At 36.3% G+C, this 24994-nt stretch carries 21 protein-coding genes and 1 pseudogene; 4 read left to right on the forward strand and 18 right to left on the reverse strand.

What is annotated here, in order from left to right:
* Nucleotides 1-9: 9 nt before the first annotated feature.
* Nucleotides 10-816 carry a MurR/RpiR family transcriptional regulator gene (locus LMF32_RS00515; RefSeq protein WP_230523468.1) on the forward strand — a complete coding sequence of 269 codons (807 nt, stop codon included), beginning with the start codon at nucleotides 10-12 and terminating at the stop codon, nucleotides 814-816.
* A gap of 194 nt (nucleotides 817-1010) precedes the next feature.
* Here LMF32_RS00515 and LMF32_RS00520 read toward each other — a convergent pair whose 3' ends face one another.
* The gene (locus LMF32_RS00520) at nucleotides 1011-1688 is read right to left on the reverse strand and encodes an N-acetylmannosamine-6-phosphate 2-epimerase (protein WP_218147491.1); all 678 of its coding nucleotides are present in this window, start codon (nucleotides 1686-1688) and stop codon (nucleotides 1011-1013) included.
* 2 nt (nucleotides 1689-1690) lie between these two features.
* Nucleotides 1691-3241, reverse strand: a complete 1551-nt coding sequence (ptsG, locus tag LMF32_RS00525; RefSeq protein WP_230523467.1) for a glucose-specific PTS transporter subunit IIBC — start codon at nucleotides 3239-3241, stop codon at nucleotides 1691-1693.
* 286 nt (nucleotides 3242-3527) lie between these two features.
* Here ptsG and LMF32_RS00530 point away from each other — a divergent pair, with 286 nt between their 5' ends.
* Nucleotides 3528-4523, forward strand: coding sequence for a YsnF/AvaK domain-containing protein (locus LMF32_RS00530; RefSeq protein ID WP_230523466.1), 996 nt, complete (start codon nucleotides 3528-3530; stop codon nucleotides 4521-4523).
* Nucleotides 4524-4616: 93 nt separating this feature from the next.
* On the opposite strand, the gene LMF32_RS00535 is transcribed toward LMF32_RS00530, so the two are convergent.
* The 6 genes from LMF32_RS00535 to galU form a co-directional block, all read right to left on the reverse strand.
* Nucleotides 4617-5120, reverse strand: a complete 504-nt coding sequence (locus tag LMF32_RS00535; RefSeq protein WP_230523465.1) for a lipopolysaccharide assembly protein LapA domain-containing protein — start codon at nucleotides 5118-5120, stop codon at nucleotides 4617-4619.
* Between the two features lie 68 nt (nucleotides 5121-5188).
* Nucleotides 5189-5578, reverse strand: coding sequence for a YtxH domain-containing protein (locus LMF32_RS00540; RefSeq protein ID WP_230523464.1), 390 nt, complete (start codon nucleotides 5576-5578; stop codon nucleotides 5189-5191).
* A 171-nt stretch (nucleotides 5579-5749) separates the two neighbouring features.
* Entirely contained in the window at nucleotides 5750-5941 is a 192-nt protein-coding gene (locus LMF32_RS00545; RefSeq protein WP_230523463.1) for a hypothetical protein, read from the reverse strand.
* A gap of 249 nt (nucleotides 5942-6190) precedes the next feature.
* A complete protein-coding gene (locus tag LMF32_RS00550) occupies nucleotides 6191-7600 on the reverse strand; it encodes an ISLre2 family transposase (protein ID WP_230523462.1) in 1410 nt (469 codons plus the stop codon).
* A gap of 130 nt (nucleotides 7601-7730) precedes the next feature.
* Nucleotides 7731-8537 (reverse strand): SGNH/GDSL hydrolase family protein, encoded by an 807-nt coding sequence (locus tag LMF32_RS00555; protein ID WP_230523461.1) that lies wholly within the window; start codon nucleotides 8535-8537, stop codon nucleotides 7731-7733.
* A gap of 124 nt (nucleotides 8538-8661) precedes the next feature.
* Nucleotides 8662-9558 (reverse strand): UTP--glucose-1-phosphate uridylyltransferase GalU, encoded by an 897-nt coding sequence (gene galU / locus LMF32_RS00560; RefSeq protein WP_230523460.1) that lies wholly within the window; start codon nucleotides 9556-9558, stop codon nucleotides 8662-8664.
* 231 nt (nucleotides 9559-9789) lie between these two features.
* Between galU and LMF32_RS00565 the strand changes: the two genes are divergently transcribed.
* Nucleotides 9790-10005 (forward strand): hypothetical protein, encoded by a 216-nt coding sequence (locus LMF32_RS00565; RefSeq protein ID WP_188204438.1) that lies wholly within the window; start codon nucleotides 9790-9792, stop codon nucleotides 10003-10005.
* 45 nt (nucleotides 10006-10050) lie between these two features.
* Here LMF32_RS00565 and LMF32_RS00570 read toward each other — a convergent pair whose 3' ends face one another.
* From LMF32_RS00570 to LMF32_RS00600, 8 genes and pseudogenes are all read right to left on the reverse strand, one after another.
* Nucleotides 10051-10818, reverse strand: a complete 768-nt coding sequence (locus LMF32_RS00570; protein ID WP_230523459.1) for a CpsB/CapC family capsule biosynthesis tyrosine phosphatase — start codon at nucleotides 10816-10818, stop codon at nucleotides 10051-10053.
* 163 nt (nucleotides 10819-10981) lie between these two features.
* Entirely contained in the window at nucleotides 10982-13336 is a 2355-nt protein-coding gene (locus LMF32_RS00575) for a phosphoketolase family protein (protein ID WP_230525052.1), read from the reverse strand.
* Nucleotides 13337-13439: 103 nt separating this feature from the next.
* Entirely contained in the window at nucleotides 13440-14507 is a 1068-nt protein-coding gene (locus LMF32_RS00580; RefSeq protein ID WP_230523458.1) for a glycosyltransferase, read from the reverse strand.
* 103 nt (nucleotides 14508-14610) lie between these two features.
* On the reverse strand, nucleotides 14611-15582 hold the full coding sequence (locus tag LMF32_RS00585) for an LCP family protein (RefSeq protein ID WP_230523457.1): 972 nt from the start codon (nucleotides 15580-15582) through the stop codon (nucleotides 14611-14613).
* A 122-nt stretch (nucleotides 15583-15704) separates the two neighbouring features.
* A complete protein-coding gene (gene wecB / locus LMF32_RS00590; RefSeq protein ID WP_278046241.1) occupies nucleotides 15705-16850 on the reverse strand; it encodes a UDP-N-acetylglucosamine 2-epimerase (non-hydrolyzing) in 1146 nt (381 codons plus the stop codon).
* 144 nt (nucleotides 16851-16994) lie between these two features.
* On the reverse strand, nucleotides 16995-19043 hold the full coding sequence (locus LMF32_RS00595) for a GW dipeptide domain-containing protein (protein ID WP_347401919.1): 2049 nt from the start codon (nucleotides 19041-19043) through the stop codon (nucleotides 16995-16997).
* A pseudogene (locus tag LMF32_RS13655) lies at nucleotides 19032-19727 on the reverse strand (GW dipeptide domain-containing protein); the annotation flags it as partial. The gene LMF32_RS00595 and the pseudogene LMF32_RS13655, both read right to left, overlap by 12 nt.
* Nucleotides 19631-20374, reverse strand: a complete 744-nt coding sequence (locus LMF32_RS00600; RefSeq protein ID WP_347401920.1) for a glucosaminidase domain-containing protein — start codon at nucleotides 20372-20374, stop codon at nucleotides 19631-19633. The gene LMF32_RS00600 and the pseudogene LMF32_RS13655, both read right to left, overlap by 97 nt.
* A 253-nt stretch (nucleotides 20375-20627) precedes the next feature.
* Between LMF32_RS00600 and LMF32_RS00605 the strand changes: the two genes are divergently transcribed.
* Nucleotides 20628-22141, forward strand: a protein-coding gene (locus tag LMF32_RS00605; RefSeq protein ID WP_230523472.1) for an IS3 family transposase whose coding sequence is annotated in 2 segments (ribosomal slippage) — nucleotides 20628-21246 and nucleotides 21246-22141 — 1515 coding nt in all. Because the reading frame shifts where the segments join, the coding sequence is not laid out codon by codon here.
* Between the two features lie 356 nt (nucleotides 22142-22497).
* Here the strand turns inward: LMF32_RS00605 and LMF32_RS00610 are convergent.
* Both LMF32_RS00610 and LMF32_RS00615 read right to left on the reverse strand, forming a co-directional pair.
* Nucleotides 22498-24042, reverse strand: coding sequence for a hypothetical protein (locus LMF32_RS00610; RefSeq protein WP_230523473.1), 1545 nt, complete (start codon nucleotides 24040-24042; stop codon nucleotides 22498-22500).
* A gap of 31 nt (nucleotides 24043-24073) precedes the next feature.
* Nucleotides 24074-24976 carry a glycosyltransferase family 2 protein gene (locus LMF32_RS00615; protein WP_230523474.1) on the reverse strand — a complete coding sequence of 301 codons (903 nt, stop codon included), beginning with the start codon at nucleotides 24974-24976 and terminating at the stop codon, nucleotides 24074-24076.
* Between the last annotated feature and the right edge of the window lie 18 nt (nucleotides 24977-24994).

Here is a 24994-nt window from a genome sequence, read left to right on the forward strand (position 1 = left end):
GGATGACTTATGCAGAATCTAAACTTTTCCAATCGAATATCACAAAACTATTCTTTGCTGTCTAAGAAAGAACGCAATATAGCAGAATTTATTTCCAAACATTTGCCAGAAATCACGCATTGGAATATCAAAGACCTCGCAAAATTAACGGATTCCTCAATTTCGACTATTTCTCGATTTTGTCATAAGGTCGGCTACACTAGTTTTGCTGAGTTCAAAACTTTCGTCGCTCAAGAATTAAATACGGAGCAAAATGAAAAGTTGGAAGTTCCTGAAACGATTGCTTCTTATTATAATCAATTGATCCAATCTTCTACTGAACTGATGGATATCCATCAATTAAGAGCTTTGGTCAATACCATTGATCAAGCTAACAAAATTTTAATTTGCGGGCTAGGCAGTTCCGGGTTGAGCGCTGAGGAATTAAAAAGCCGATTGATCCGGATGGGGTTGAATGCCGACGTAGCTTTAGATCCCCATAAAATGCTGATGAGCGCTTCTTTACTAGATCAGAATGATCTCTTTATCGGCATCTCCAATTCAGGAACTTCTCAGTCGGTCATTGAAGCCGGAAAGGCAGCAAATCAAGTTGGAGCTCCCGTCTTTACGATAACGAATCGTAACCATACCCCTCTTACAGAAATTTCGGATGGCGTGTTGTTTACTTCTGAAAATCAATACATTACAGATGAACGTTTCATTAATAGCCAGATCTCCATCATCTTTATTTTAGATATTCTTTGTTACTCTTTGTTAAAGAATCCTGTTTACTTAGACAACAGAAACAAAACACTTCAAGCACTAAAATTAAAATAATACATAAAAGAAGTTCACCCAAAATAGGTGAACTTCTTTTATTGAGTGAATGAACAGTGAAAAACTCTATTTAATTGAATTTATAGATCTATTAGTCAAGTGAACCTGACTCACTGAATTACTTGACTAATAGATTTCCTCTCACAAAAAAATAGAGCTCCCACAAGAGTGAGAGCTCACATTTAAATCATTTTTTATTTCATACCTTCTACAAATGTCTTTGTGATAAGTTGTGGTCTTGTTATGGCACTTCCGACTACCACTGAAGTTACCCCTAACTCTAAGCAACGTTTAGCTTTTGCAGGAGTATTGACATTTCCTTCTGCGATAACGGGTGCTTTTACATGAGCTAAAACTTCTTTTAGTCGTGCAAAATCATTTTCAGCAATGTCGTGTCCTTTAGATGCTTCTGTATACCCCATTAAGGTAGTTGAAACTACATCAAAGCCCAGTCTCTCAGCTTCAAACACTTCTTCAACAGTTGAACAGTCAGCCATCAATTGGATATCTCCATACTTTTCACGTATTGTAGAGACGAACTCTTGCAATGTTTGCCCATTTGGACGAATGCGATCGGTTGCATCTAAAGCAATCATCTCACAACCAGATTCCATCAACTCATCGATTTCTTTCATTGTGGCTGTGATGAAAACTGGAGAATCGTCATAGTCGCGTTTAACGATTCCAATGACCGGCAACTCTGTATTTTTCTTGATTTCAATAATATCTTCTCTTGTATTAGCACGAATCCCTACTGCCCCGCCTTGTTCAGCGGCTACTGCCATACGCCCCATAATGTAAGAACTGTGCAATGGTTCGTCTGGCAAGGCTTGACAAGAAACGATCAAACCACCTTTTACTTGATCAATCATTTTCATCCTTCATATTCCTCCAATACTTCTTCCACTTCATTTTTAATAACAGAAACTTGCGGTCCGTACACAACTTGGATCCCATTTCCTTTTACCAACACTCCACTGCTGCCTGTAGCTTTCAATGATTCTTTGTTAACTAAAGAACCATCTTTTACAGTCACACGTAAACGAGTGGCGCAGTTATCTACGTCTACTAAATTATCTTTTCTGCCTAATGCTTCAATGATATTTACAGCTCTTCCTTCTTTTACAGTATTTCCTGTAGGTGTTGCTGCTAACTTCTCTTCTCTACCTGGCGTCTTGAAATTAAATTTGCGAATCAAGCATGTGAATGTAAAGTAATACAAGAAGAACCAAGCTATTCCGATTGGAAGAACTAACAACCAGTTCGTGCGAGCATTACCTTGCAATACTCCGAATAAAATAAAGTCAATGAAACCGCCAGAGAACGTTTGTCCAATCGTAATGTCAAAAATATGTGCAAACATAAAAGCAAAGCCATCAAATGCAGCATGAACAACGTACAATACTGGAGCTACAAACAGGAATGAGAATTCCAGTGGTTCAGTGATCCCAGTTAAGAAAGAAGTTAAAGCTGCTGACAACATCAATCCACCCACAACTTTTTTATTCTCGGGTTTTGCTGTTTTATAAATCGCAAATGCAGCCCCTACCAATCCAAACATCATGGTAATGAAACGACCTGACATAAAGCGTGATGTTCCTGCAAAAAATTCTGTCGTACTTGGGTCACCTAATTGAGCAAAGAAAATGTTTTGAGTTCCTTGAACAATTTCTCCACCAACTTCTAATGATCCGCCGACAGCTGTTTGCCAAAATGGCAGATAGAAAGTGTGGTGCAAACCAAGTGGTCCAAGCATGCGTAAAATAAATCCATATAATAGCGTTCCTACATAACCAGTTGCATTGACAACATCTCCTACTCCAGCAATCACATTTTGGAATAGCGGCCATACAAAGTACATGACTACACCTAATAAAATAGCTGCAAACGAAGTCACGATCGGTACAAAACGAGAACCACCGAAGAACCCTAAGTATTGCGGCAATTCGATCTTATTGTAACGATTGTGCAACCAGCTTGCAAGAATACCAACTACGATACCACCGAAAACACCAGACTCTAAAGTTTGAATCCCTAATGTCATCCCTTGTCCCGCAGCTGCCAAATTATCTGCAGCCAAATCACCTGTTAACACCAATATCGCATTCATTGTAGCATTCATTACCAAGTAACCAATCAATGAAGCTAATGCTGCAGTACCTTTATCAGATTTTGCCATACCAATTGCTAGACCGACTGCAAAGATAACCGGCAAGTTGGCAAACACAATATTCCCTGCACTGCTCATAATCGTGAAAATACTTTGTAACCAAGCTACATCCAATATAGGATATGCCCCTATCGTATTTGGATTAGATAAAGCTCCCCCAATACCTAACAATAAACCTGCTGCAGGCAAAATAGCGATTGGCAACATAAAAGATTTCCCAAATTGCTGTGCCCGTTCAAAAAACTTGTTTTTCATTTCTTACCCCTCCATTTTGTAAGTGCTTTTATACATTTCTTGATTTCATCCTACTGCATGAAAATGTTTTCGTCAATATTTAAATTAAGGAAATATTTTCATATAGTGAAAAATAATTTGTCTTCATTTTTTCTAAACTGGTTTAATTTGTTGGTATGATAAGGCTTACTCTATCTCCGTAATTGACTCAATTACTCTATAAACATATCATTAGCCAAATATGACAAAAGTTTGTACAATGAATTTGTATCAAGAAACCAAGCAAAATAAAAGGAGGAAATTCATTTTGAGCAAGTTTGTAGAAGGAAGTTATCTATCTATAGAAGAAGCACAGAAAGCAATTGACGTCCTAGTTTCGCAAGGGTATTCTGAAAATGACATTACTTTAGTGACCAATCAATCGGTGAAAGATTCTCTTTCTCTCGATACTGATGTAGAGGTTACAACAGATTATGATGAAACGTCTAATGGAGATACTGGCAATGACGACAAGTCGATGTGGGACAAAATAAAAGATGTCTTTACAGTAGACTCTTATGATGAGTCATCCTACGATTCTCCTGACTATAATCGAGATGAAGATGTTCTATACAACTACAAAGAGGATATCAACAACGGGAACATTGTGGTGTTAGTAGAAGACAATCCTAATATTGATAGAACTACAGTGGATACTACCTATAGTGAAGGAGATACGTTAGACACTTCTAACCCTAGTGCAGTTCCTCCAATCGTAGATCCTACTCCGGTTCCAGGAGAAGGAATTTCTCCATTACCAGGTGATGGAATAGTAGATCCTGCCCCAGATCTTGGAACAGATGACACTTTAAACAATGATGTGGATCATACGATTGATCCCGTTCCAACAACTGACCGTTCTGTAACAGATGAAGAAAAAATTACTCTTCAAGAAGAAAGATTAGATGTAGACACCAATGAAGTCCAAACAGGTGAAGTACATGTTAAGAAAAATGTCACAGAAGAAACGAAAACAGTAGAAGTACCTGTTCGACATGAAGAAGTAACGATTGAAAAACGCCCTGTTTCAGGAAACGAACCTGCTGACGGAACTATCGGCGATGAAGAAATCTCTATTCCAATCACTGAAGAACAAATTGAAGTCACCAAACGTCCTGTTGTGACAGATGAAGTTGTCATTAATAAGGAAACCAAAGAAGAAACCAAAGAAGTTTCAGAAACTGTACGAAAAGAAGTTTTAGATGTGGATACTCAAGGTGACGTTACTGTAGACAATGATGATGATTTAACCAACAGACCTTAGAAATAACGGCAAATAAAAAAGTGAGGCATATGCCTCACTTTTTTATTTTGTCTTTTTGTCTATGAACTAAAGTACTCATTGGAAAAAACCTATCTAGTTTTTTTTGTTTTCTGGCTCAACTTGTACTTCTCTTACATGTTTTTCAGTTTGTGTAACAGGAGTTTTCGAAGTTTTTGATGATGTAGTTGAAAGTTCAGCAGTATTGTTCGGAAACTGTTTGTTCAGCTCTTGTTCTAGAGTATGAACTTGTTGTTTTAATCCTTCAATTTCAGCATTTTTTCTGATCAACTCTGATTGTGTTTCTTTTTTCGTTTGATCAACAGCTTCTTCTTTAGTTTTATCAGCAATCCGAATTTTGTCTTCGTGATCTCTCAGCTTCTCATTTTTTTCATGCAATTTTTCTTTACTCTTCTTTTCTTTTGAAAGCATGATCAACCAACCAGCAATCAAACCAGCTACTAACAAACCTGTCATGATGGCCCATAACGGCGGATTGAATTCTGTGAAACCTAAATTCAGCATTACCATCGAATCTAAATTCAAAAAAATCAAACCGGCAGCCAAGAGAACCAACACGATTCCTATAGCAAGACCCACTTTACTTCCTCCCCTCATTCATTCCTCTATTCGACATTCAAACCCCTAATATTTTCTAACCGTTAAACTTAAGGTTTTTCCACTTCTGCTGTTTGATCAGCTTCGACTTTACCTTCTTCAACTTTTACTTTTACTTCTTCCGCTGTTTCTTTTGCAGTATCCACTACAGTACTAGCATCGTTTTTCACTTGTCCAGCAGTTTCTTGAACTTGACCTTTTACATCTTCAAAGCCGGCTTTTAACGTTACTTTGATGTCGTCTGAAGTATCTTTTGCAACCTGCTGCAAATCAGAGCCTTTTTCTTTTGCCATGTTTGTGTAATCCATAGCTCTGTCTCTTGCATCTTCTTTCTTTTGCATCAATTCTACGCGTAATTCTTTCCCTGATTTTGGAGCATATAACAATCCTATTGCAGCACCGATTAAAGCACCTTTAAGAAATGAACCAATTTTTGTCATACTAATTCCTCTTTTCTATAATATGATAATTTTTATCCTAATTATATTATACGTTATTCTTTTCGTTTGCTAAACAATAACGCCCTGAGCAGACATTATTTTATTTTCAACCATAAAAAAACTTAGACGGGCCTGAATTCAGACAAATCTAAGTTTTGTTTTTTATTCAATTTAGAGGCCAAAACCTTTAGAATGATCTTTTTCACCTATTGCGTTTTTTGCTGCATCCATCAGTTCTTGGCGCTCTTTTTCGTTGATCTTGCCGTCCTCTTTAGCTCGTTCAAAATCTTTCATTAAGTCACCAATCTGCGCTTTATCAACACTTTTAAGCTTCTGTTTCAATTCATCAAATTTTTGATTCATCATTAGCCTCCTAAAAGTTTTTTAGTCCACTATTTTTACTACATTAATAGAATAAAAAAATTCGGTCGAAATCGCAACTTATATGCTTGATGAGTTTGTGTCAAGTTTTTCTCGAGCGTCCTATTACTCCGCTAGTTTAGGCACTCTATTTTTGTACACTTGTCAGCTACCGCACGGCTCCGCCGCTTGCTGGCCCATCTTTTGGAAGAACGTTCCTAAAACCAGGAACCTTCTCCCAAAAGACAGGAATTAACGAAAACTTTTGATTAATTGTCCTATTGCCGATGAATGAGAGGCATATAATGGAATCGTCCCATTCTTTGCACCAACTGATTGCCGTGTTTTCTCATGCAATAACGACGATAAACGAACCGTTTGTTTCAACTTGCGTTGTTGCCGAGTACTTCTATTTTGCTGATGAAGATAGGCTTCGCGTAAGGTGTGATTGAACATGCCTTGTTTTACTTTTACCATAGCTTCACAGCCTTCTGCGCTCCAATGCATCCCACGTTTTTTCATTCGAAAAGAAATATGCCGTTGATTCGACTCCATTGCGCCTAAACCTCTTGCGTCCTTCGGCACTTGTTCTGCTTTTTCACGCCAGTCGAAAATCCGATCCCAATTCCGTAATACGTATGTTCTGAACGTATTCAATTTTTCCACTGCCGGTGTCTCGTCTAATGTACTTTCATACGTATCCAACCAAATAGTTAATTCATCTAAATCATGCGTTTTTAATGCTTGACGGACATGCTGTTTAAAAACGTTAGTTTGCGATCCAAACGCGCGGTTTAAGCCTTGGAAGACATGATAAGAGTCTAGTTGATTTAAAACAGGATAGTTCGATTGAGAAAAAGCTTCTTGGAATTTGTCTGCGGTATACCCTTGTCCACCGTCACTATTGGTAATGATTTGAGCTTGCTGTAAGGCATAATGATTCGCTGTAAAAGCTTGGACTTCTGCCCAAAAACCAGCGGTTTTTTTAGTCGTCATGATGGCTTTAGGTTCTTTTAAAGAAACGCGCTTTCCGTTTTTCTCCCAGCCTTCGTAAAGGATGGCATGACGAACTTCTAAGCTTTTTTTCTTTTCTGTCCCACGTACAAAAACCCCATCCGCTTCGGCGTAAAAATAGTCCACCTTTTTTCCTTCGGGCAACTCCGTGGCTTCTTCTAGTTCCAATACATTTTCTTCATCCTCACGTGATTGTGCTGCTCCAACGCGTTTAAGAAGACTGCCGACTGTTTGATGACTCAGCGTAATGGCCGTCCATTCGTTTAGAATAGCTGCGGTATCTCGATAAGTAGCTTTACTCACCAACTCTGACACTTTTACTTCTACTAGTGGGCTATGGCGTTGATATTTTCGAATGCCTAACCATTCATCTAGTGGATAATGGTTCTGATTATTAGTATCCACCATTAGCGTACGCCGGTACCGAACGGGACCGAAAATAAATTGAACCGTTTTCCAATCTGCTCGTTTTACTTTCCAACCTTCACGTTGTTTTTCCTCTTTGATCACTTCGTTGAAGTTCGACAAAATCTGACCCATTAACTGAGCGAACACATCATACATATAGCCTTGAATCGCTTCTTCTGTTTCTATTAAGTTGCTTGAATCCTTTATTATTTGATAAACCTTTGATATAATCTTATCCATAAGAAGGCCTCTTTCATTTATGTATTTGCCCTGCAAAGCATACATTTATGATAAAGTGCCTTCTTTCTTTTTTCCAGTAAAATTATTGGCTCTCGAGAACTATTTTACACATACGCTTGATGACTTTTTCCTACAATCCGCTCACAGGAACAAATAATTTTTCTTGCATCACATCGTACCACAACTGATACCCATCTCCATTAGGATGGACATGATCTGTTAGAATCTCTTCAACAGATTTATGCTGATTGTTCAATTCCTGCATCATTAATTCATAAATGTCAATTAACGGCCAGTTTTGTTCTTCAATGAATGCACTGACAGCTTTATTGTACTGATCATAAGTCAATTTTCCATCAGCCAGTAACACATCATTAAAAATGGTAGGATTCGCAGTAGTGAAGATGACTAACGTATCCGGAAGTTCTCTAGTAAAGGTCTCCATGATCCACTGGATATCTGCTGTAGTCTGCACCAATGGATTCTGTGGGTATCGATTATTGTTGATTAAACACAACTCAAAAATAATCAAATCCGGTTCAGCTTCTACCACAGGCCAAATTTTATTCTTTTCAATCAAATCCGACGTACTGTACCCACTGTATCCATAATTGTGAACAGAGACTTGAATGTTATTATGAGCGTTCAAATGACGCTCCAGTAACTCTCCCCAAACCGGTTGGCTTTCAGTAGCACCCAACCCCTTCGTTACACTGCTGCCTAAAACTACAATGTCCATTTCTCCATCTCTTTGAGTGACAAATTCAGCACGGTCTCGGATGCTTTCGCGTTGATAGACATCTGAAGTCATATACTCAGTCGTCAACCGGGCTTGTTTTTGATTATTTCTCATTTCAACAAATAGAAAAATCCCACTGATGAATAGCACTGAGCCTACACTGAGTAAAATCATTTTGACTCGCCCTTTTATTTTCATTTTTACCACACCCTAGTCCTTTAACTTACGTGCAGTATATCATAGCTGCAACCTTCTAAGTGCGACAATAATATGAAAAAAACAGCTGCTCAAAGTATAATGAGAGCAGCTGTTTTTTCATATGTTATTTACTTTTATTGGGTTTGCCTTCTAGTTCTTTTCCTAGATCGATAATGTATTGACTTAAAGAATCTTTTATTTCAGGATGTGTTAATCCGTATTGGATACTAGTTTGCATAAAGCCGAATTTGTCTCCTACATCGTAACGTTTACCGGTAAAGACGCGAGCAAACACACGTTGAGTCGTATTTAGTTTATCAATAGCATCCGTTAATTGAATTTCATTTCCGGCACCGGGTTTTTGAGTTTCTAGTATATTGAAAATTTCCGGTGTCAATAAGTAACGACCAATGATCGCTAAATTACTTGGAGCTTCTTCTGGTTTAGGTTTTTCAACAAAGTTGCGGACATTGTATAATTTTTTGCCCACTTGTCTTTCAGGATTGATGATTCCGTATTTAGATGTTTCTTCTTTTGGTACTTCCATAACGGCAATATTTGAAGCTTTGTTCTTGTTGTACTCATCAATCAATTGTTTCGTCAATGGTACGTCATCTTCCATCAAGTCATCCCCAAGCATGACCACAAAAGGCTCGTCTCCTACAAAAGCTTTCGCGTGCAAGACCGCATCTCCAAGACCTTTGGGATAAGACTGGCGGATAAAGTGCAATTTGATTTTGGTTGTTTCTTCTACTAACTTCAATAATTCTAGTTTGTTTTTTTCTTTCAAATTTTCTTCCAATTCGATATTGGAATCAAAATGGTCTTCGATAGAACGTTTGCTCTTACCTGTCACCACTAAGATTTCTTCGATTCCAGAAGCCATTGCTTCCTCTACAATAAATTGGATAGTCGGTTTGTCAACGATTGGCAGCATTTCTTTTGCCATCGCTTTTGTTGCAGGTAAAAATCGTGTTCCCAACCCTGCCGCTGGTATGATCGCTTTTCTAACTTTTTTCATTTCGTTCCTCCTAAGTAGTAATAAATTTTCTTTATCATTTATCCGTATTTCTTATGCACTCCTTCAGTATACTAAATTTAGCCTTTTTTTCCTAGTCAGAAAACATATAGGGTGTTCTCTATCATTTAAGTTGCATCCTATAACAATTGCTGGAAAATCCATTTTTGAAAATAGATTGATTTCGAAAATGTAAACGGTTAAAATAATAGCGTATAAAAGGGAGGTTTTACAATGATAAAAGTCACTAGTCCGTTCATGCAAAAAGAAATCATCACTCTTTTAGAGAAGAATGAAGATCCATCTTATACATACATTAAAAAACAAGGCATCCAATTGCACTTTGACACTACTTCTTTAAATGAAACCCAAGCTGCTGACTATGCAAAACAGTTGCTTAAAAAACAAGATTTCGCTAAAGGTATCGCACTGAGCGTAACAATAGATTAAACAAAAAAATAGAGGCATATTATGCGCCTCTACTTTTTTGTATCATTAAAATAATCCAAACAATTTGCTGCGTTTGATTTTTGTAGGTGTCGGAGGCACGATTACGTCTCCATTAATCAAGTCTTTTGTTACTTGATGATACTCTTCTACTTTACGAGCACCGTACTCTTTTTCTAACTTTTCAAAAGCTGCTTTCATATGGAACGAACGTTTAGAAACACTATGTGCATCTGATGCAATGAAATGAACCAAGTTCGCTTCAATCAATTTTTTGCTGACTTGTTGAATCTCTTTTCCAAAGCCGCCTGTATAACTGGCCGCTGTCAATTGAGCTAACGCACCACGTTCAATAAACGGCAGCAGGACATTCGGATCTTTCAAAACTGTATGATTCCGTTCCGGATGAACGATTACCGGGGTAACGCCTGAACGCTGCAATTTAAAAAATAAAGATTCCGTATATGCCGGTATAGATGGCGTTGGAAATTCAATCAACACATACTGTTGTCCTTCGTCGATAAATTGAACTTTTTCCAACTCAATGTCTTCCATAAGTTCTCCATTGATTCGAACTTCTTGTCCAGGAAAAACCGTCAAGGGGATTCCTCTAGCATCTAATTCGTCTTGCACCTCTTCTACTAAAGGTAAAAGGTCTTTTTTTTCAATATCCCAATGTCCATTTTTATAATGAGGGGTTGCCAATATATGGGTGATTCCTTCTTCCACAGCTGTTCTGGCCATGTCCATTGAATCTTCGATCGTTTTAGCGCCATCATCAACACCTGGCAAAATATGGCAATGCAGATCAATCATTCTTCTAACACTCCTTCATGTTCTCTCAGATACCTTTGCTTTTCAGTTTATTATATCGAACTTATCCTTCAGTAGCTAGTCTGTAAAGAAGAATTTAACGGTCCATCAAAAAAAGCTCACGATATTTGTGAGCTTTCCTTGGTGCTGGATAGATACTAGCTGTTTACTGATTACTCCATTTCCATTCCGTCACTTCAGGGATATCTCTTCCTTCTTCGCGAATGTAATCATAGTGTTTTTGCAGCAAATCATCCATCTCTTTCGTGAATCCGTCAGACTTCCATCCCAAACCAACTGAAGCGATCGATTTGGCTAAATTAAAGCGGTCCATCTTATTGACGACTCGCATATCAAACGGAGTCGTCACATCGCCATTTTCTCTATAGCCGTGAACCGTCAGATTTCGATTGTTATGGTCAAAGAACATATTGCGGATCAACCCTTCATAACCATGGAAAGCAAATACAATCGGTGTGTCCTTAGTAAAGTATTCATCAAAAGCTTTATCGCTTAATCCATGCGGTGATTTTTTCTGACTGCGCAACACCAATAAATCCACAACATTGATAAAGCGGATCTTCAATTCTGGAAAGTGTTCTCTTAAAATCGACACCGCAGCCAACCCTTCTAAATTCGGTTCCGTTCCTGCGGTAGCGACGACAACGTCTGGTTCTCCATCATCATTACTTGCCCAGTCGATGATTTTCAATCCCTTCTCAACCAATTCTTCTGCTTCTTCTTTGCTGTAAAATTGAGGTCTGGGATGCTTACTGGATACGATCAAATTGATTTTTTGTGATGATTGAAAAGCTTTGTCCATTACTGCTAGTAGTGTATTGGCATCTGCTGGCAAATATTCTCGAATGTATTCCATTTTTTTCTCTGCTAAGTGAGTCAATATTCCAGGATCTTGGTGAGTATATCCATTATGATCTTGTTGGAATACGGTCGAAGAAGCTATGATGTTTAAAGACGGATATTTTTTCCGCCATTTTAATTCATCCGCTTTACGCAGCCATTTGAAATGTTGGGTCAACATCGAATCGATAACTCGCAAAAAGCCTTCATAGCTGACAAAGAAACCATGTCTTCCAGTCAACGTATAACCTTCCAGCCAACCTTCAGCTTGGTTTTCTGACAACTGAGAATCAATCACTCGTCCGCTGGCGGCTTGGAATTCATCTTCCGGTTCATTGACTGTTTCTAACCATTGCCGATTGGTTACCTCGAATACTCGATTCAAACGATTAGATTTTAATTCATCTGTACTAAATGCCCGAAAATGAGTTGGATTGGCTGTAATGATGTCTCGTACATAACCTCCGAATTCAGTCATGTCTTGAGCATCCTCTTGTCCAGGAACTTTGATATCTATGGCATAATTTCTCCAATTAGGCAACGTTAATGGCTTAGGATCGATTCCCCCATTAGTGATCGGGTTGGCTGCCATTCGTTGATTGCCTTTTGGAGCCAGCTCTTTGATGTCATCCAGCACTGTGCCATTAGCATCAAACAATTCTTCTGGTCGATACGATTGCAACCAGTTTACTAGTGCATCTAGATGCTCTGTATGTTCTGCATCTACCGGTATTGGAACTTGGTGCGAACGGAAAGATCCTTCTACTGGTTCAGTTTCCCATTCTTCTGGTCCTGTCCATCCTTTTGGCGTACGCACGATCAATACAGGCCACACACCTATTTCTGCTTCCGCAGCGTCTTTTTTCCGTGCTTGTTCTTGTATTGAATGAATTTTTTCAATCGCTGTATCCATTTTTTCAGCCATCAATGGATGCACTTTTTCTGGATCAGATCCTTCTACAAAAATCGGGTCCCACCCTAATCCTTTGAAATATTGCGTCAATTCTTCATTTGTCTTTCTAGACAGAATAGTAGGATTAGCAATTTTGTATTCATTCAAATGCAAAATCGGAAGCACTGCCCCATCAGTCACCGGGTTGATAAAAACATTTGAAAACCAAGCAGTGGCTAAAGCCCCAGTTTCAGCTTCTCCATCCCCGATCGTAACAGCAGCAATCACATCAGGATAATCTAAGATTGCTCCTACTCCATGAGACAACGAATACCCCAGTTCTCCTCCTTCATGAATAGATCCTGGCGTTTCAGGTGCCGCATGAGAACCGATTCCGCCTGGAAATGAAAATTGTTTAAACAGTTTCTGCATACCAGCTTCGTCTTGAGTGATTTTAGGATAAATTTCGCTATAACTGCCATCTAAATAAGAATTGGAAACCATTACTTGTCCACCATGACCAGGTCCCTCAATAAAAAACATATTGAGATCATATTTATTGATGACTCTATTTAAATGAGCATAAATCATATTTTGTCCCGGGATCGTTCCCCAGTGTCCGATAGGGTTGAATTTTAAATCACTCGCTTTTAGAGGTGTTCGTAAGAGCGGGTTGTCTTTCAAATACAACTGCCCTACAGAAAGGTAGTTGGCCGCTCGCCACCAAGCATCCACCTTATCCAAATACTCTTTTGAAGAATAGTCTATAGAATGTGCCATTATCAAGACCCCTTTTCACTTTAATATGCTCTTACTATAACGTTTTTGCTGAAAAAGATACAATTATACGAAGTCAGAGACAAGTAAAAGTTTACTTCAATCCCAGCAACTCGACGACTTTATCTTGTTGATTGCTATACTGATTTAGTCGCTCTAATGAAATATCCCGGTCAGCTCGTGTTTCTAACCGAGGAATATCCAAAGCAGCCAGCTCACTTTCTTTTATTGAGATAGCCAAATGTTCCTCTTTTAATTGTTGAATATTGTGAGTGTCTTCTAAAACACTTTCCCGTTCAATCAATACCAGTTTTCTACTTGAAGTAATTGCCTCAGAAATTGTTCCCCAACCTGCTTTGGTAATCACTAGATCGCTCGCTGCAAGGTAATTGTGCGTATCTTGCGTATCTGTTGGCAACTCAATGATTCGATCACTTCCAGTAACCGTTATACCGCTTGTGGTAAATACAGTCCCATAATAATTCTCAACATGAACATGATCTATCTTTACCGCTTTGCCGCAAGAAATAAATAGACTATGACCATACTGTTGTTTCAAATCACTTATTTTACTCCAATCCAATTCTCGAGACAAAAATCCAATAGACTTTCTAGGACAATTAACAGATTCCATGGATAAAGCCAACGCATACTCACCAAACAAATCTAAATGAGAATAAGCTTGTTTAAAAGCCTCAATAATCTCCTGTTGGATATGAAAAAACTCATATTGTTCTACCCAAGTGAAATTAGACAACCCTATGGTTCTCAATTTCAATCTCTCTCCCACTAAAGCTCCTATAGGTGTGATGTCGGTCAGAACACATTTGATAGACATGTCTTTTAACTGCACCACTTCTTCTGCCACAATATTTTCCCAACTAGCTACAAATGGAGTCAATTGCTGTTCGGTTTCTTCCACATCAACCGTTAACCCATTTTGAACAGTTACTAGTCCGATATCTGTTTTTAGATCTTTATACTGCATACGATCAGCAAATTTCTTTAAATAATTTCGGGCAAACTCATTTTGGTACGCACCAGAAACTAAATAAACATAGTCAGATGTTTGTTTCATGATTTCTTCAATAACCGCCAAACTTCTCGTCATATGCCCAAAACCATGAGAAGACACATAAAAAACTACCCATTTTTGTTCCATTTTATCCACTCCTGTCTTAGACAACCTGATAAACCAATACTAGCAAAAGGAAATAGAGAACACAAAAAAATCCCATGAATTCAATCATGAGATTTTTTATTATTTATTCGATTTCAAGTTGTTCTTTTAAAGCTCCCGAAACTGCAGCTAATTCACTATCATCCACAATAGCGTAGTAGATACCGTCAATTTTCGTTCCAGCACCTTCTAATTGAATTTGCTCTACATTTGATACTGCTCCTCTATAGTTATTAAAGATAGAGAGCATGTTATCAAAAGTAAGATTCGTTTGCATATTATTTTCTAACGTTCCTAAAATACCTTGGTAGTTCATAATGGAAGATAAAGAAGCCACTTTGTTCATAGATGCCATAATGATTTGTCTTTGGCGAGCTTGACGACCGTAGTCTCCATTAGGATCATCGTAACGCATACGTGAGTAAGCCAAAGCCGCATTACCATCTAAAGTAGTAGTCTGTCCTTCTGCAAATGAGTATCCATCATAACTGAATGATAATGCCGGTGTAACTTGTACTCCGTCTAATGCATCCACGATATCTTTGACCCCTTGCATATTCACTTCAACATAGTAATCGATTGGAATGTCCAATAGATTTTGAACAGTATTGACAGACATAGACGCTCCACCAAATGCATAAGCGTGATTGATTTTATCCATCGTTCCTCGACCAATGATTTCTGTGTAAGTATCTCTTGGAATACTTACGATAGACGTTTGATTTGTATTCGGGTTGACCGTTAAGACCATCATGGTATCCGATCTTCCTTGTTCCGTACGACCTAAATCTCCCGTATCTACTCCTAGCAATAAGACAGAAAAGGGTTCTTTATTTTTTACTTCGATTGGATCTTCACGTCGTTCCTCTTTATCAACATCTTGATAGATTTCATCTGTTGTACTTGTTACATCGCTATAGACTTTAAACACAAAAACACCGACAGCTAGTAATAAAATCATAAAGATGATTCCGATTCCGCATCCTAGTTTTTTCATGAAGGAAGGTTTTTTCTTTTGAGAAGGTTGTCTTCTTTGACTACGTGTATTGTTATCCATTTTTCTCCTACTTTCAACGTCTGGACGTTTTTAAATAAAAACTAATTCTTTTCTATCATACTATGTTATTTAAAAGTAATCTATACAAATTTGTGACTATTTTACAACAAATTACCTGTCTTTCAGATTAAGAAATCTTGCGGTCGCTCTTCTATTTGTTCAAACGAATAAGCTATTGCCTCAAGGATTCGTTCAGCTGACTCGCCGTCTCCATACGGATTACTTGCCAAACTCATAGATTGGTACACTTCTTCATTCGTTAAAAGCTCTCTTAACGCGCGCTCAACATCTGCTCCGTCAGTTCCTATCAACCTCAAAGTACCTGCATCCACACCTTCAGGACGTTCTGTCGTATCACGCAATACTAAAACAGGTACACCTAGAGAAGGAGCTTCTTCCTGAACACCGCCTGAATCTGTCATGATCAAGTAGCTTCGAGCAGCTATATTGTGAAAATCGATCACACCAAGCGGTTCAATCAAATGGATACGATTATGATTGCCTAACAGTTCAGTAGCCAACTCCTGAACAACTGGATTCAAATGAACAGGATAGACTACCTCAATACTTTCATCTTCTTCGACTACTTTTCGAATAGCTTTAAAAACTCGTGCCATAGGTTCGCCTTGATTTTCTCTTCTATGCATAGTCATTAAGATTAAGCGGCTGTCTTTTTTGATCCTGCTTAATACTTCGTGTGTATAGTCTTCTTTCACAGTTTCTTTAAGAGCATCAATAGCCGTATTTCCTGTAATAAAAATTTTATCTGAAGGTTGGTTTTCTTTTAATAAGTTTTCTTTACTTTGTTCCGTTGGAGCAAAGTAAAGGTCAGCCATGATATCTGTCACTTGTCTATTCATTTCTTCTGGATATGGAGACATTTTATTCCACGTACGTAATCCTGCCTCAACGTGTCCAATCATTATTTGGTTGTAAAAAGCTGACATCCCAGCTGCCAAAGTTGTTGTTGTATCTCCATGCACCAAGACGATATCTGGCTTTGCTTCTTTCATGACTTGGTCTAGTCCCAATAATACATTAGCTGTAATTTCAGATAGCGATTGTTGTTTCTTCATGATATTCAAATCGTAATCCGGTTTGATGTCAAACAAAGATAACACTTGATCCAACATTTCACGATGTTGAGCTGTTACTGTGACAACAGACTCGAACTTATCGGATTGATTTTCCAATGCTAATACAATCGGAGCCATCTTGATAGCTTCCGGTCTCGTCCCAAATATGGACATCACTTTTATTTTACGCAAATTTATCTACTCGCTTTCATTTACTAAATCAATTGAGAAGTATATTCTTCTAGCAAACCCTATTTTACCATACAAATAGTTTGGGCTTAACAAAAAAAGAAGAAACAATAAGATTAAACCTTATTGTTTCTTCTTAAGATTACTTTATTTGACTAATCTGAAATACTCTTTGATCCCATTCGTAATACCATTTGCTAATTTTTCTTGGTAACTGTTTGTTACTAATTTATTTCGTTCAGTAGTGTTGTCAATAAAACCAATCTCTGTCAATACTGCCGGCATACCAGTTTCCCGAAGTACATGGAAATTAGCCTTTTTAGCACCTCTACTTTTTGCTGCTGTATTACTAATCAGTGAATTTTGAATGCTGCTTGATAAAGTATTGCTCTTCAACATTCTATTTCGATCATTCGCAACTAAAGGATTTTTTGCATTTCCTTTTAAGTCATAAGAGAAAGTTTCAATACCACTAGTAATTCCATTAAATGAATTAGTATGAATACTTACAAAGATATCAGCATTCGATATGTTTGCGATTCTTGCTCTTTCAGATACGGCAATAAAAGTATCATTAGTTCTTGTCATAATAACTTCGTACCCAGCTGCTTTTAGTTTGCTTTGAACTTTTTTCGCAACGGATAAATTAAGATCTTTTTCTCTAACGCCAACTCTTTGAGCTCCAGGATCTGATCCACCATGTCCTGCATCAATTACAACGACCTTTTTATTTGGGTCTAATTTTTTCAATGCAGCTTCATCGATCCAACCTAGTTCTTTACCATTGAAAGCAATCAATGCCCATGTTGCACGTCGAGTTTTAGCTTCTTTTTTTACTGTTACTTCAGCACCAAAATACTTGTTAGAGTAATCAGTAGTTTTGTATCCTTCGGTTCCCCACGGCGCTGTGTTTATACTATCAGTAGCTCTTACTATTCTAGCTTTATAGTTAACTGCAGTAGTTGAAATGATTTTTTCAATATCTAAACCTTTTTTATCAACCCATACTTGGCTACCATTCGGCAATTTCACTAATACCCAAGTTGCTCTTCTTGTAATAGCTTCTTTTATTACTGTTATTTCTTTCCCTATGTAATCGTCTGATCTACCTACTGTTTTATATCCTTCAGTTCCCCATGGTGCTGTGTTTAATGTATCTCCAGACCGAGAAAATACAGCTTTATAGTTTGTAGACTTAGAGGACTCTATTTTTTCAATATCTAAACCTTTTTTATCAACCCATACTTGGCTACCATTCGGCAATTTCACTAAAGCCCAAGTTGCTCTTCTTGTAACAGCTTCTTTTATCACTGTTATTTCTTTCCCTAGGTAATCGTCTGATCTACCTACTGTTTCATATCCTTCAGTTCCCCATGGTGCTGTGTTTAATGTATCTCCAGACCGAGAAAACAAAGCTTTATAGCTTACAGATTTAGAGGATTCAATTTTTTCTACATTTAAAGCTGCTTTGTCTATCCAAACTTGTTTATCATTTGGCAACTTCACTAAAGCCCAGGTTGCCCGATAAGTAACAGCTTCTCTTAATACTGTTACTTCTTGATTCAAATACTGTTCCGATCTACCAATAGTTTTAAAATTTTTTGTTCCCCATGGCTCTGTATTTAATGTATCTCCAGATCGACTAATCAAAGCTTTATAACTAACATTTTTTGTAAAGTCAATAGAATCATAAACTTTCAAAGCTTTTGCATCAATCCATCCCAAATTTCTTCCGTTTAAAGAAATTAATAGCCATTCAGCTCTTCTTGTTGTTGCCTCTTTTAATACATTAACCTCTTGTCCCAAGTAATCATCGGATTTAGCGACCGTTTGATAACCTTCTGTACCCCATGGTACTGTATTTATGGTATCACCCGCTCTATTTAATATACCCTTGTACTTGACATCTTTTGTGGATACTATCTTTTCTATATTTAATCCTTTTTTATCAATCCATAACTGTTTACCGTCTGGTAAATCCACTAAAGCCCAAGTTGCTCTTCTTGTAACGGCCTCTTTAACAATTGTTACTTCTTTTCCAACATACTTATCAGACTTACCAACTGTTTGATAACCTTCTGTACCCCATGGTGCTGTGTTTAATGTATCTCCAGATCGACTAATTAAAGCTTTATAATTTATTGCTTTAGATGATTCAATTTTTTCTACGTCTAAAGCCGCTTTGTCAATCCACAATTGTTTGCCATTTGGTAACCTTATTAAAGCCCAGGTCGCTCTTCTTGTAACGGCCTCTTTTAATACTGATACTTCTTTCCCAATATAATTATCTGATCTATCTACTGTTTGGTATCCTTTAGTTCCCCATGGCGATGTATTTAATGTATCTCCAGAACGACTAATCAAAGCTTTATAATTAGTTACTTTCGAGGAACTAATCTCATCATAAATGCTTAACCCGTTTTCTTCTATCCAACCTAATTGCTCACCATTTAAATAGAGCATTATCCAAGTTGAACCATTCTTTGTTCTGCTTTCTTGAGTAGCAACAACATCCTTATTAAAGTATTCAGCAGATGATGCAACTACACTAGAATTTTTTGTTCCCTTAGGTGCAGTGTAAATTCCATCAGTAACTCCATTAATATATGCGTTATAGTCTTTAATATTTGTTGTCGAAATAATTTCATCGTATGAAAGATTTTTAATTTTTTCTAAATCATCTTTACCATTAACTTCCTTATCATCGAATTGAGTTAAGTCATATGTGTCAATTATTAGGTTTAATTTCTGTCCATAAGTGGGGTCTGTCGCGTAACGTCCAGTCAACCAATTTGTTGAATCTTTATAAGATTTTGTATTTTCTTTCCAAGTACCATTATAATAAGTTTTGTTCCAATCGGTCCCATAGCGTAATTTCTTAGCGTTATCAACAAAAGCTTCTTTATAACTAGGATACTTTTTAAAATCCGCTTTAATCGTAATCCAACCTTTTTTTGATCATACTCTTTAGTATATTTAGAAAAATATTGTCCATTATATTGTCCTTTTATACCAAACAAATTATGGTTAGGTGTATACGCGAGTATGCTGGTTCCCCAAGCACTTTCTAAAGCGGCTTGAGCAATCATCACAGATGGATATAAATTGTATTCATTCGCTATAGTAATAGCGTATGAAGATACTGCGTTTATAAATGCTTCTGTTTTTGACAATGATCTAGCTCTTATAATAAACGTTGTCGCATTATTTTTTTCAGTTTCCATCATTTGAATTGCTTTTTCTCTTACATCTTCAGCAGAAAAGACCTCTTCATTATTTTCAAATTCTGTTTCTGAAGAATCTCCTGCTTTATTCTCAGTTTGTATTTGTGCAGGAGCGTCTTCTCTGTCATTTTCCTCATCGATATGTACTGATTCTTCTTGTTCATCTTCAATAGCTGGTTCAACAGAATCCTTTAATTCCTTATTTTGATGTTCTTCGATGTTGTTATCAATATTTAAAGCTTCGTATTCAGAAGCAACAACAGTAAGTGAACCAACCAATGGATTCAATAAACTTGAAACCATTATTACAGCTACAACCTTTTTAACAATTTTTCTTGACACTTTCAATTAATTATTCCTCCTAAGTTTTCTTGGACTATTTTAGTATAGCTTAAATATATAAGCAATTCTATAGACAGAATTTGTCATTTATATAAAAACCGTCTTAAAAACGCAATAAATAAAATACAACGCTATAGTTGTTTATGGCAAGATAAAAATACATAAGAGGAGGTGCGGACATAATCTTGGACAACTATAAGTCAGGAGAATGTCCATGTACTCTTACGAAGAAAGAATGAAAGCTGTAAAACTTTACATCAAATACGAACACTCTTTGGCGTCAGTCATTCATGAATTAGGCTATCCTTCTTCAAAAGCTTTATACAAATGGTTTAAGGAATATGAAGAGAATGGTGATCTTTCTAAGACTTCAAAAAGAAAACGTGAATTTACGCAAGAAGAAAAGCAGTTTGCTGTTAATCACTATATCGAATACGGTCGCAATTATTCTAGAACTGTTCGCATGTTGGGTTATCCAGATAGAAACATTCTTAGCGATTGGTGTAAAGAACTTGCACCTGAAGCTCGTAAAATCAGGCGAAGTAAGTTAAACTATTCTCAAGAGCAGAAAAAAGAGGCCGTTATCCATCTTGTGAGCCGAGAAACCTCTGTCCACAAAATTGCTGAGCGCCTGCAGGTCACCCGTAAAACGCTCTATGATTGGAAAGAGGAGCTCATCGGAGAGGAGCTTCCACCTAATATGACGAATATGCCTGATAGCCCTCAACTAGAAGGGTTGAAAAATGAAGTTGATGTTTTAAAACAAGAAGTTTATCGACTACGAATGGAAAAAGATATCTTGGAAAAGTCTGCCGAACTTGTAAAAAAGAATGGGGCATCAATCCAAAACATTTCTCCAACAAGGAAAAAACAAGAGTGATTGATGCATTAAAAACCTTTTATCCATTGGCACTTTTACTAGAGAATTTGGATTTAGTTAAGAGTAGTTATTATTACCACAGAAGTCAGGCTAAGCTTCCGGATAAATATGCTGATCTAAGGGTAATGCTTAAAGATATTTTTATTGAAAGTCGTCGTACGTATGGCTATCGTCGTATGCATGACGTTCTAAAAAAGCAAAATATTGTTGTTTCCGAGAAAGTTGTTAGACGGCTTATGAAGGAAGAAAAACTCATTGTTCATTCAGTAACTAAAAAGAAATATAGTTCATATGCAGGTGAAATTACTCCCGCGACACCTAACCTTATTCAACGAAATTTCAAAGCTGAAGCACCTGACAAAAAGTGGTTGACAGACATTACAGAATTTCGTATTCCCGCCGGAAAAGTCTATCTATCGCCCATTATCGATTGTTTTGACGGGGCCTTAGTTAGTTGGACTATCAGTACACAACCAAATGCGGAGCTCGTTAATAGTATGTTTGATCAGGCACTTGATACACTCGCTGATAATTCAAAGCCAATCATACACTCTGATCGCGGAGCTCACTACAGATGGCCAGGTTGGATTGAAAGGATTAAAACCAACGGTTTGACACAGTCCATGTCTAAAAAAGGATGTTCACCGGATAACTCGGCTTGCGAAGGGTTTTTCGGTAGACTTAAAAATGAGTTCTTCTATGGCTTTAAATGGGACAATATTTCAATTGACGCATTCATTGAACTACTTGATGATTACCTGCATTGGTACAATAACAAAAGAATAAAATTGTCTCTAGGCGGTCTCAGTCCGATTGATTACAGAAAGAAACTAGGTTTAATTGCTTGAAAAAGTCCAAAAAAACATCCGCACCTCCTGTTGTGTAGAAAAGTCTTGCAAAATACAATAGTAACTTTTAATAAATTTAGGTAGCTTTGGTGTTTATAAAATCAAACTTTTTCCATTTAACTTTTCAAGTAATGATGAATTTGTTTCCAAATATATAAGAATGTTCTAGAAGAATGTAAATATTTAAAATTATTATTTTATAGTTTTAAAGCATAAAGATATATCCTGTTACCTTTCAATATTAGATAAAACAAAAAGTAAAAAAATACACTTTCTATGGGGTTGCATTAAGCAATCATAGAAAGTGTTCAAAATACTAACTTTGTAAAAAAAATAACTAAAGGAAAACTAAAAACTTATTTTTTTTTGTAAATAAAATAATCCTCATTGCTAAATATTAATTTATAGTTATTTATAACATACTTATAAAACTTCAATTCTACATCTTTTTTATCTTTATTATTAAAGTTCGAATCTAAAACTATTAACTTAGTATCCGCATTAGTAATCTCTGCAATAAAATCTTGGCCTATTAACTGATTTTTATTTAAATCTATAGCTGGAAGATTAAAATATTTAGTTGATGATAACCGGTCGCTTAATAAGTATAGTTGACCACCTTTACGATGAATATAAATTTTATCATCATTCTTTGTATTTTCTTTTATTACTTTTGCCAACTCTAAAGATGCTTCATTTTTATTTTTATTGTTTAAAATATTTTGTTCTTTTTCATTTATACCATCTTTATGATTAACTGTAGCTATATTGGTAGTGTATATCATTTCATAAATATCATTTAACTGATAAACGTACATTACAGGCAAAATAATTATAAACAAAAAAATTATTTTTAATTGCGACATATTCTTTTTCAATTCTTTCAGAATAAAAATAATTGGTAAAGACATCGTTGGTATCATCGCCATCAAATAATGTTTATAGTCTCTACCAGACATCACACTAGTATAAAAAGAGAGCATCGTAAATAGAATAGCTCCTATAGAAAATATCTTTTCATTTTTAGTATAATTTTTCCAATTATATACAGTGAGAGCAAGAAGTACAGAAAACAGCGCTATTATATGGTGACTAGATATTGTTGTATACAAAACACGGATGGCTTCATTCTTTTCTGCAGAACTATCTAGATACATAAAATTAAAGACTAATGATTGAAAAACACCGGCCTCTAAAGCTCCTTTACTATATAAATATAGACTAATAGGTATTATTACTGCTAATACGCCACTTAAAAATAGCAACGTTACTTTTAACAAATCCTTATATTCTTTATTTTGTACAAAATCAATTAATATTATTAAACAGAACACTACCCACAAAGAAACAATGTTTGCTCTTAATAAAAATACTATTGAAAAAGATATTCCTAAAAAAAGAATTTCGTACCAGACAATCTTTTTATTAAACTTGTAAAATTTTATAAACACGTATAGACTATATGCAATAAAAGGCAAAGCATACTCTTCTGTTAAATTTCCACCTTCTAGAAAAAAAACAAGGACTATTGCTTCAACTATTAGAGGTATTAGAGACTCGTAGTTCTGCAACCAAAGTTTACTTAACCAATAAGTGAATACAAAAAATAAAAACAAACTCAGAAACTCAATCATATATACACCAGTAAAATTAGCAGTTGACAATAAAACTCCTATATAATTTAATATAAAGATAATCGGACCTTTATGATCAAATATTTCAGTATACATAATCTTTCCGTTATTCATTGCGTAACCAAAATACGTAAACATGCTTGAATCGTGTCTAGCTAATACTTCAGAAAAAGGATTAGACACCAATGTCAAAGAAATAATGAACGTTAATATGACTATAACAATATAAGGAACAATTTTTTTCGTTTTTTCTATTACTCGAATCAACTGAGGACTCTCCTTTAAGTAAAATCTTATCTTATATTTTCTTTACTGTATCTTGTTCAGTTTCCTTAATAACGTAGATTGGTCTATTTTTAGACTCAAGGAACATTTTACCTATATATTTGCCCAGTATACCTAAACAAAATAGTTGTAATCCGCCTAAACCTAATATTATAACTACCAATGAGGTCCAACCAGATGTCGGATCATCAAAAATCAAAGTTCTTACAGCAACAACAACCGCTATGACAATTGATGCCACAAAAGAAAATAACCCAATTAGAGATGAAAGAGATAGGGGAGCATCAGAAAAAGCAACAATTCCATCCAATGAATATTTCATTAGTCCCCAAAAAGACCATGTAGTTTCACCCGCTGCTCTGTTTTTATTTTCATATTCTAAATATTTTGTATCGAATCCAACCCAACTAAAAATTCCTTTTGAAAATCGATTATACTCTTTCATTTCTAACACTGCATCAACCATTTGTCTACTCATCAAGCGATAATCTCTCGCTCCATCCACGATTTCAACATCAGAAATTCGATTTATAATTTTATAAAACTGCTTTGCGAAGAATGAGCGAATAATTGGTTCTCCTTTTCGAGTTACTCTTCTAGTTCCTACACAATCATAAGTTTCTGTTTTAATAATGTCATACATTTTAGGTAATAAATCTGGTGGATCTTGTAAATCGGCATCCATTACAACTACATAATTTCCTGCGGCTTTTTCTAATCCTGCAAAAATAGCTGCTTCTTTCCCAAAATTTCTTGAAAAAGATGTATATCTTACTTGTTCGTTCATACTTGCTAACTTGCGTAATAAATTTAAAGTATTATCTTTTGAACCATCATTAATAAACAAATATTCAATATCAGCACTGTTGACGTCAAGTAGAAATCGGCAATTTATGCTAATTAATTTTCCACACATTCTGCTTGATAAGTTTCG

The sequence above is a fragment of the Desemzia sp. C1 genome (assembly GCF_020882875.1).
GTDB lineage: Bacteria > Bacillota > Bacilli > Lactobacillales > Carnobacteriaceae > Desemzia > Desemzia incerta.

Coding starts and splice junctions, on each gene's coding strand:
- LMF32_RS00570 (WP_230523459.1), bottom strand. CDS start 10,818: ATGATTGATCTGCATTGCCATATTTTGCCAGGTGTTGATGATGGCGCT.
- LMF32_RS00600 (WP_347401920.1), bottom strand. CDS start 20,374: ATGGTTTCAAGTTTATTGAATCCATTGGTTGGTTCACTTACTGTTGTT.
- LMF32_RS00540 (WP_230523464.1), bottom strand. CDS start 5,578: ATGACAAAAATTGGTTCATTTCTTAAAGGTGCTTTAATCGGTGCTGCA.
- LMF32_RS00555 (WP_230523461.1), bottom strand. CDS start 8,537: ATGAAAATAAAAGGGCGAGTCAAAATGATTTTACTCAGTGTAGGCTCA.
- LMF32_RS00550 (WP_230523462.1), bottom strand. CDS start 7,600: ATGGATAAGATTATATCAAAGGTTTATCAAATAATAAAGGATTCAAGC.
- LMF32_RS00580 (WP_230523458.1), bottom strand. CDS start 14,507: ATGGAACAAAAATGGGTAGTTTTTTATGTGTCTTCTCATGGTTTTGGG.
- LMF32_RS00565 (WP_188204438.1), top strand. CDS start 9,790: ATGATAAAAGTCACTAGTCCGTTCATGCAAAAAGAAATCATCACTCTT.
- LMF32_RS00520 (WP_218147491.1), bottom strand. CDS start 1,688: ATGATTGATCAAGTAAAAGGTGGTTTGATCGTTTCTTGTCAAGCCTTG.
- LMF32_RS00585 (WP_230523457.1), bottom strand. CDS start 15,582: ATGGATAACAATACACGTAGTCAAAGAAGACAACCTTCTCAAAAGAAA.
- galU (WP_230523460.1), bottom strand. CDS start 9,558: ATGAAAAAAGTTAGAAAAGCGATCATACCAGCGGCAGGGTTGGGAACA.
- LMF32_RS00615 (WP_230523474.1), bottom strand. CDS start 24,976: ATGTGTGGAAAATTAATTAGCATAAATTGCCGATTTCTACTTGACGTC.
- LMF32_RS00515 (WP_230523468.1), top strand. CDS start 10: ATGCAGAATCTAAACTTTTCCAATCGAATATCACAAAACTATTCTTTG.
- ptsG (WP_230523467.1), bottom strand. CDS start 3,241: ATGAAAAACAAGTTTTTTGAACGGGCACAGCAATTTGGGAAATCTTTT.
- LMF32_RS00545 (WP_230523463.1), bottom strand. CDS start 5,941: ATGAATCAAAAATTTGATGAATTGAAACAGAAGCTTAAAAGTGTTGAT.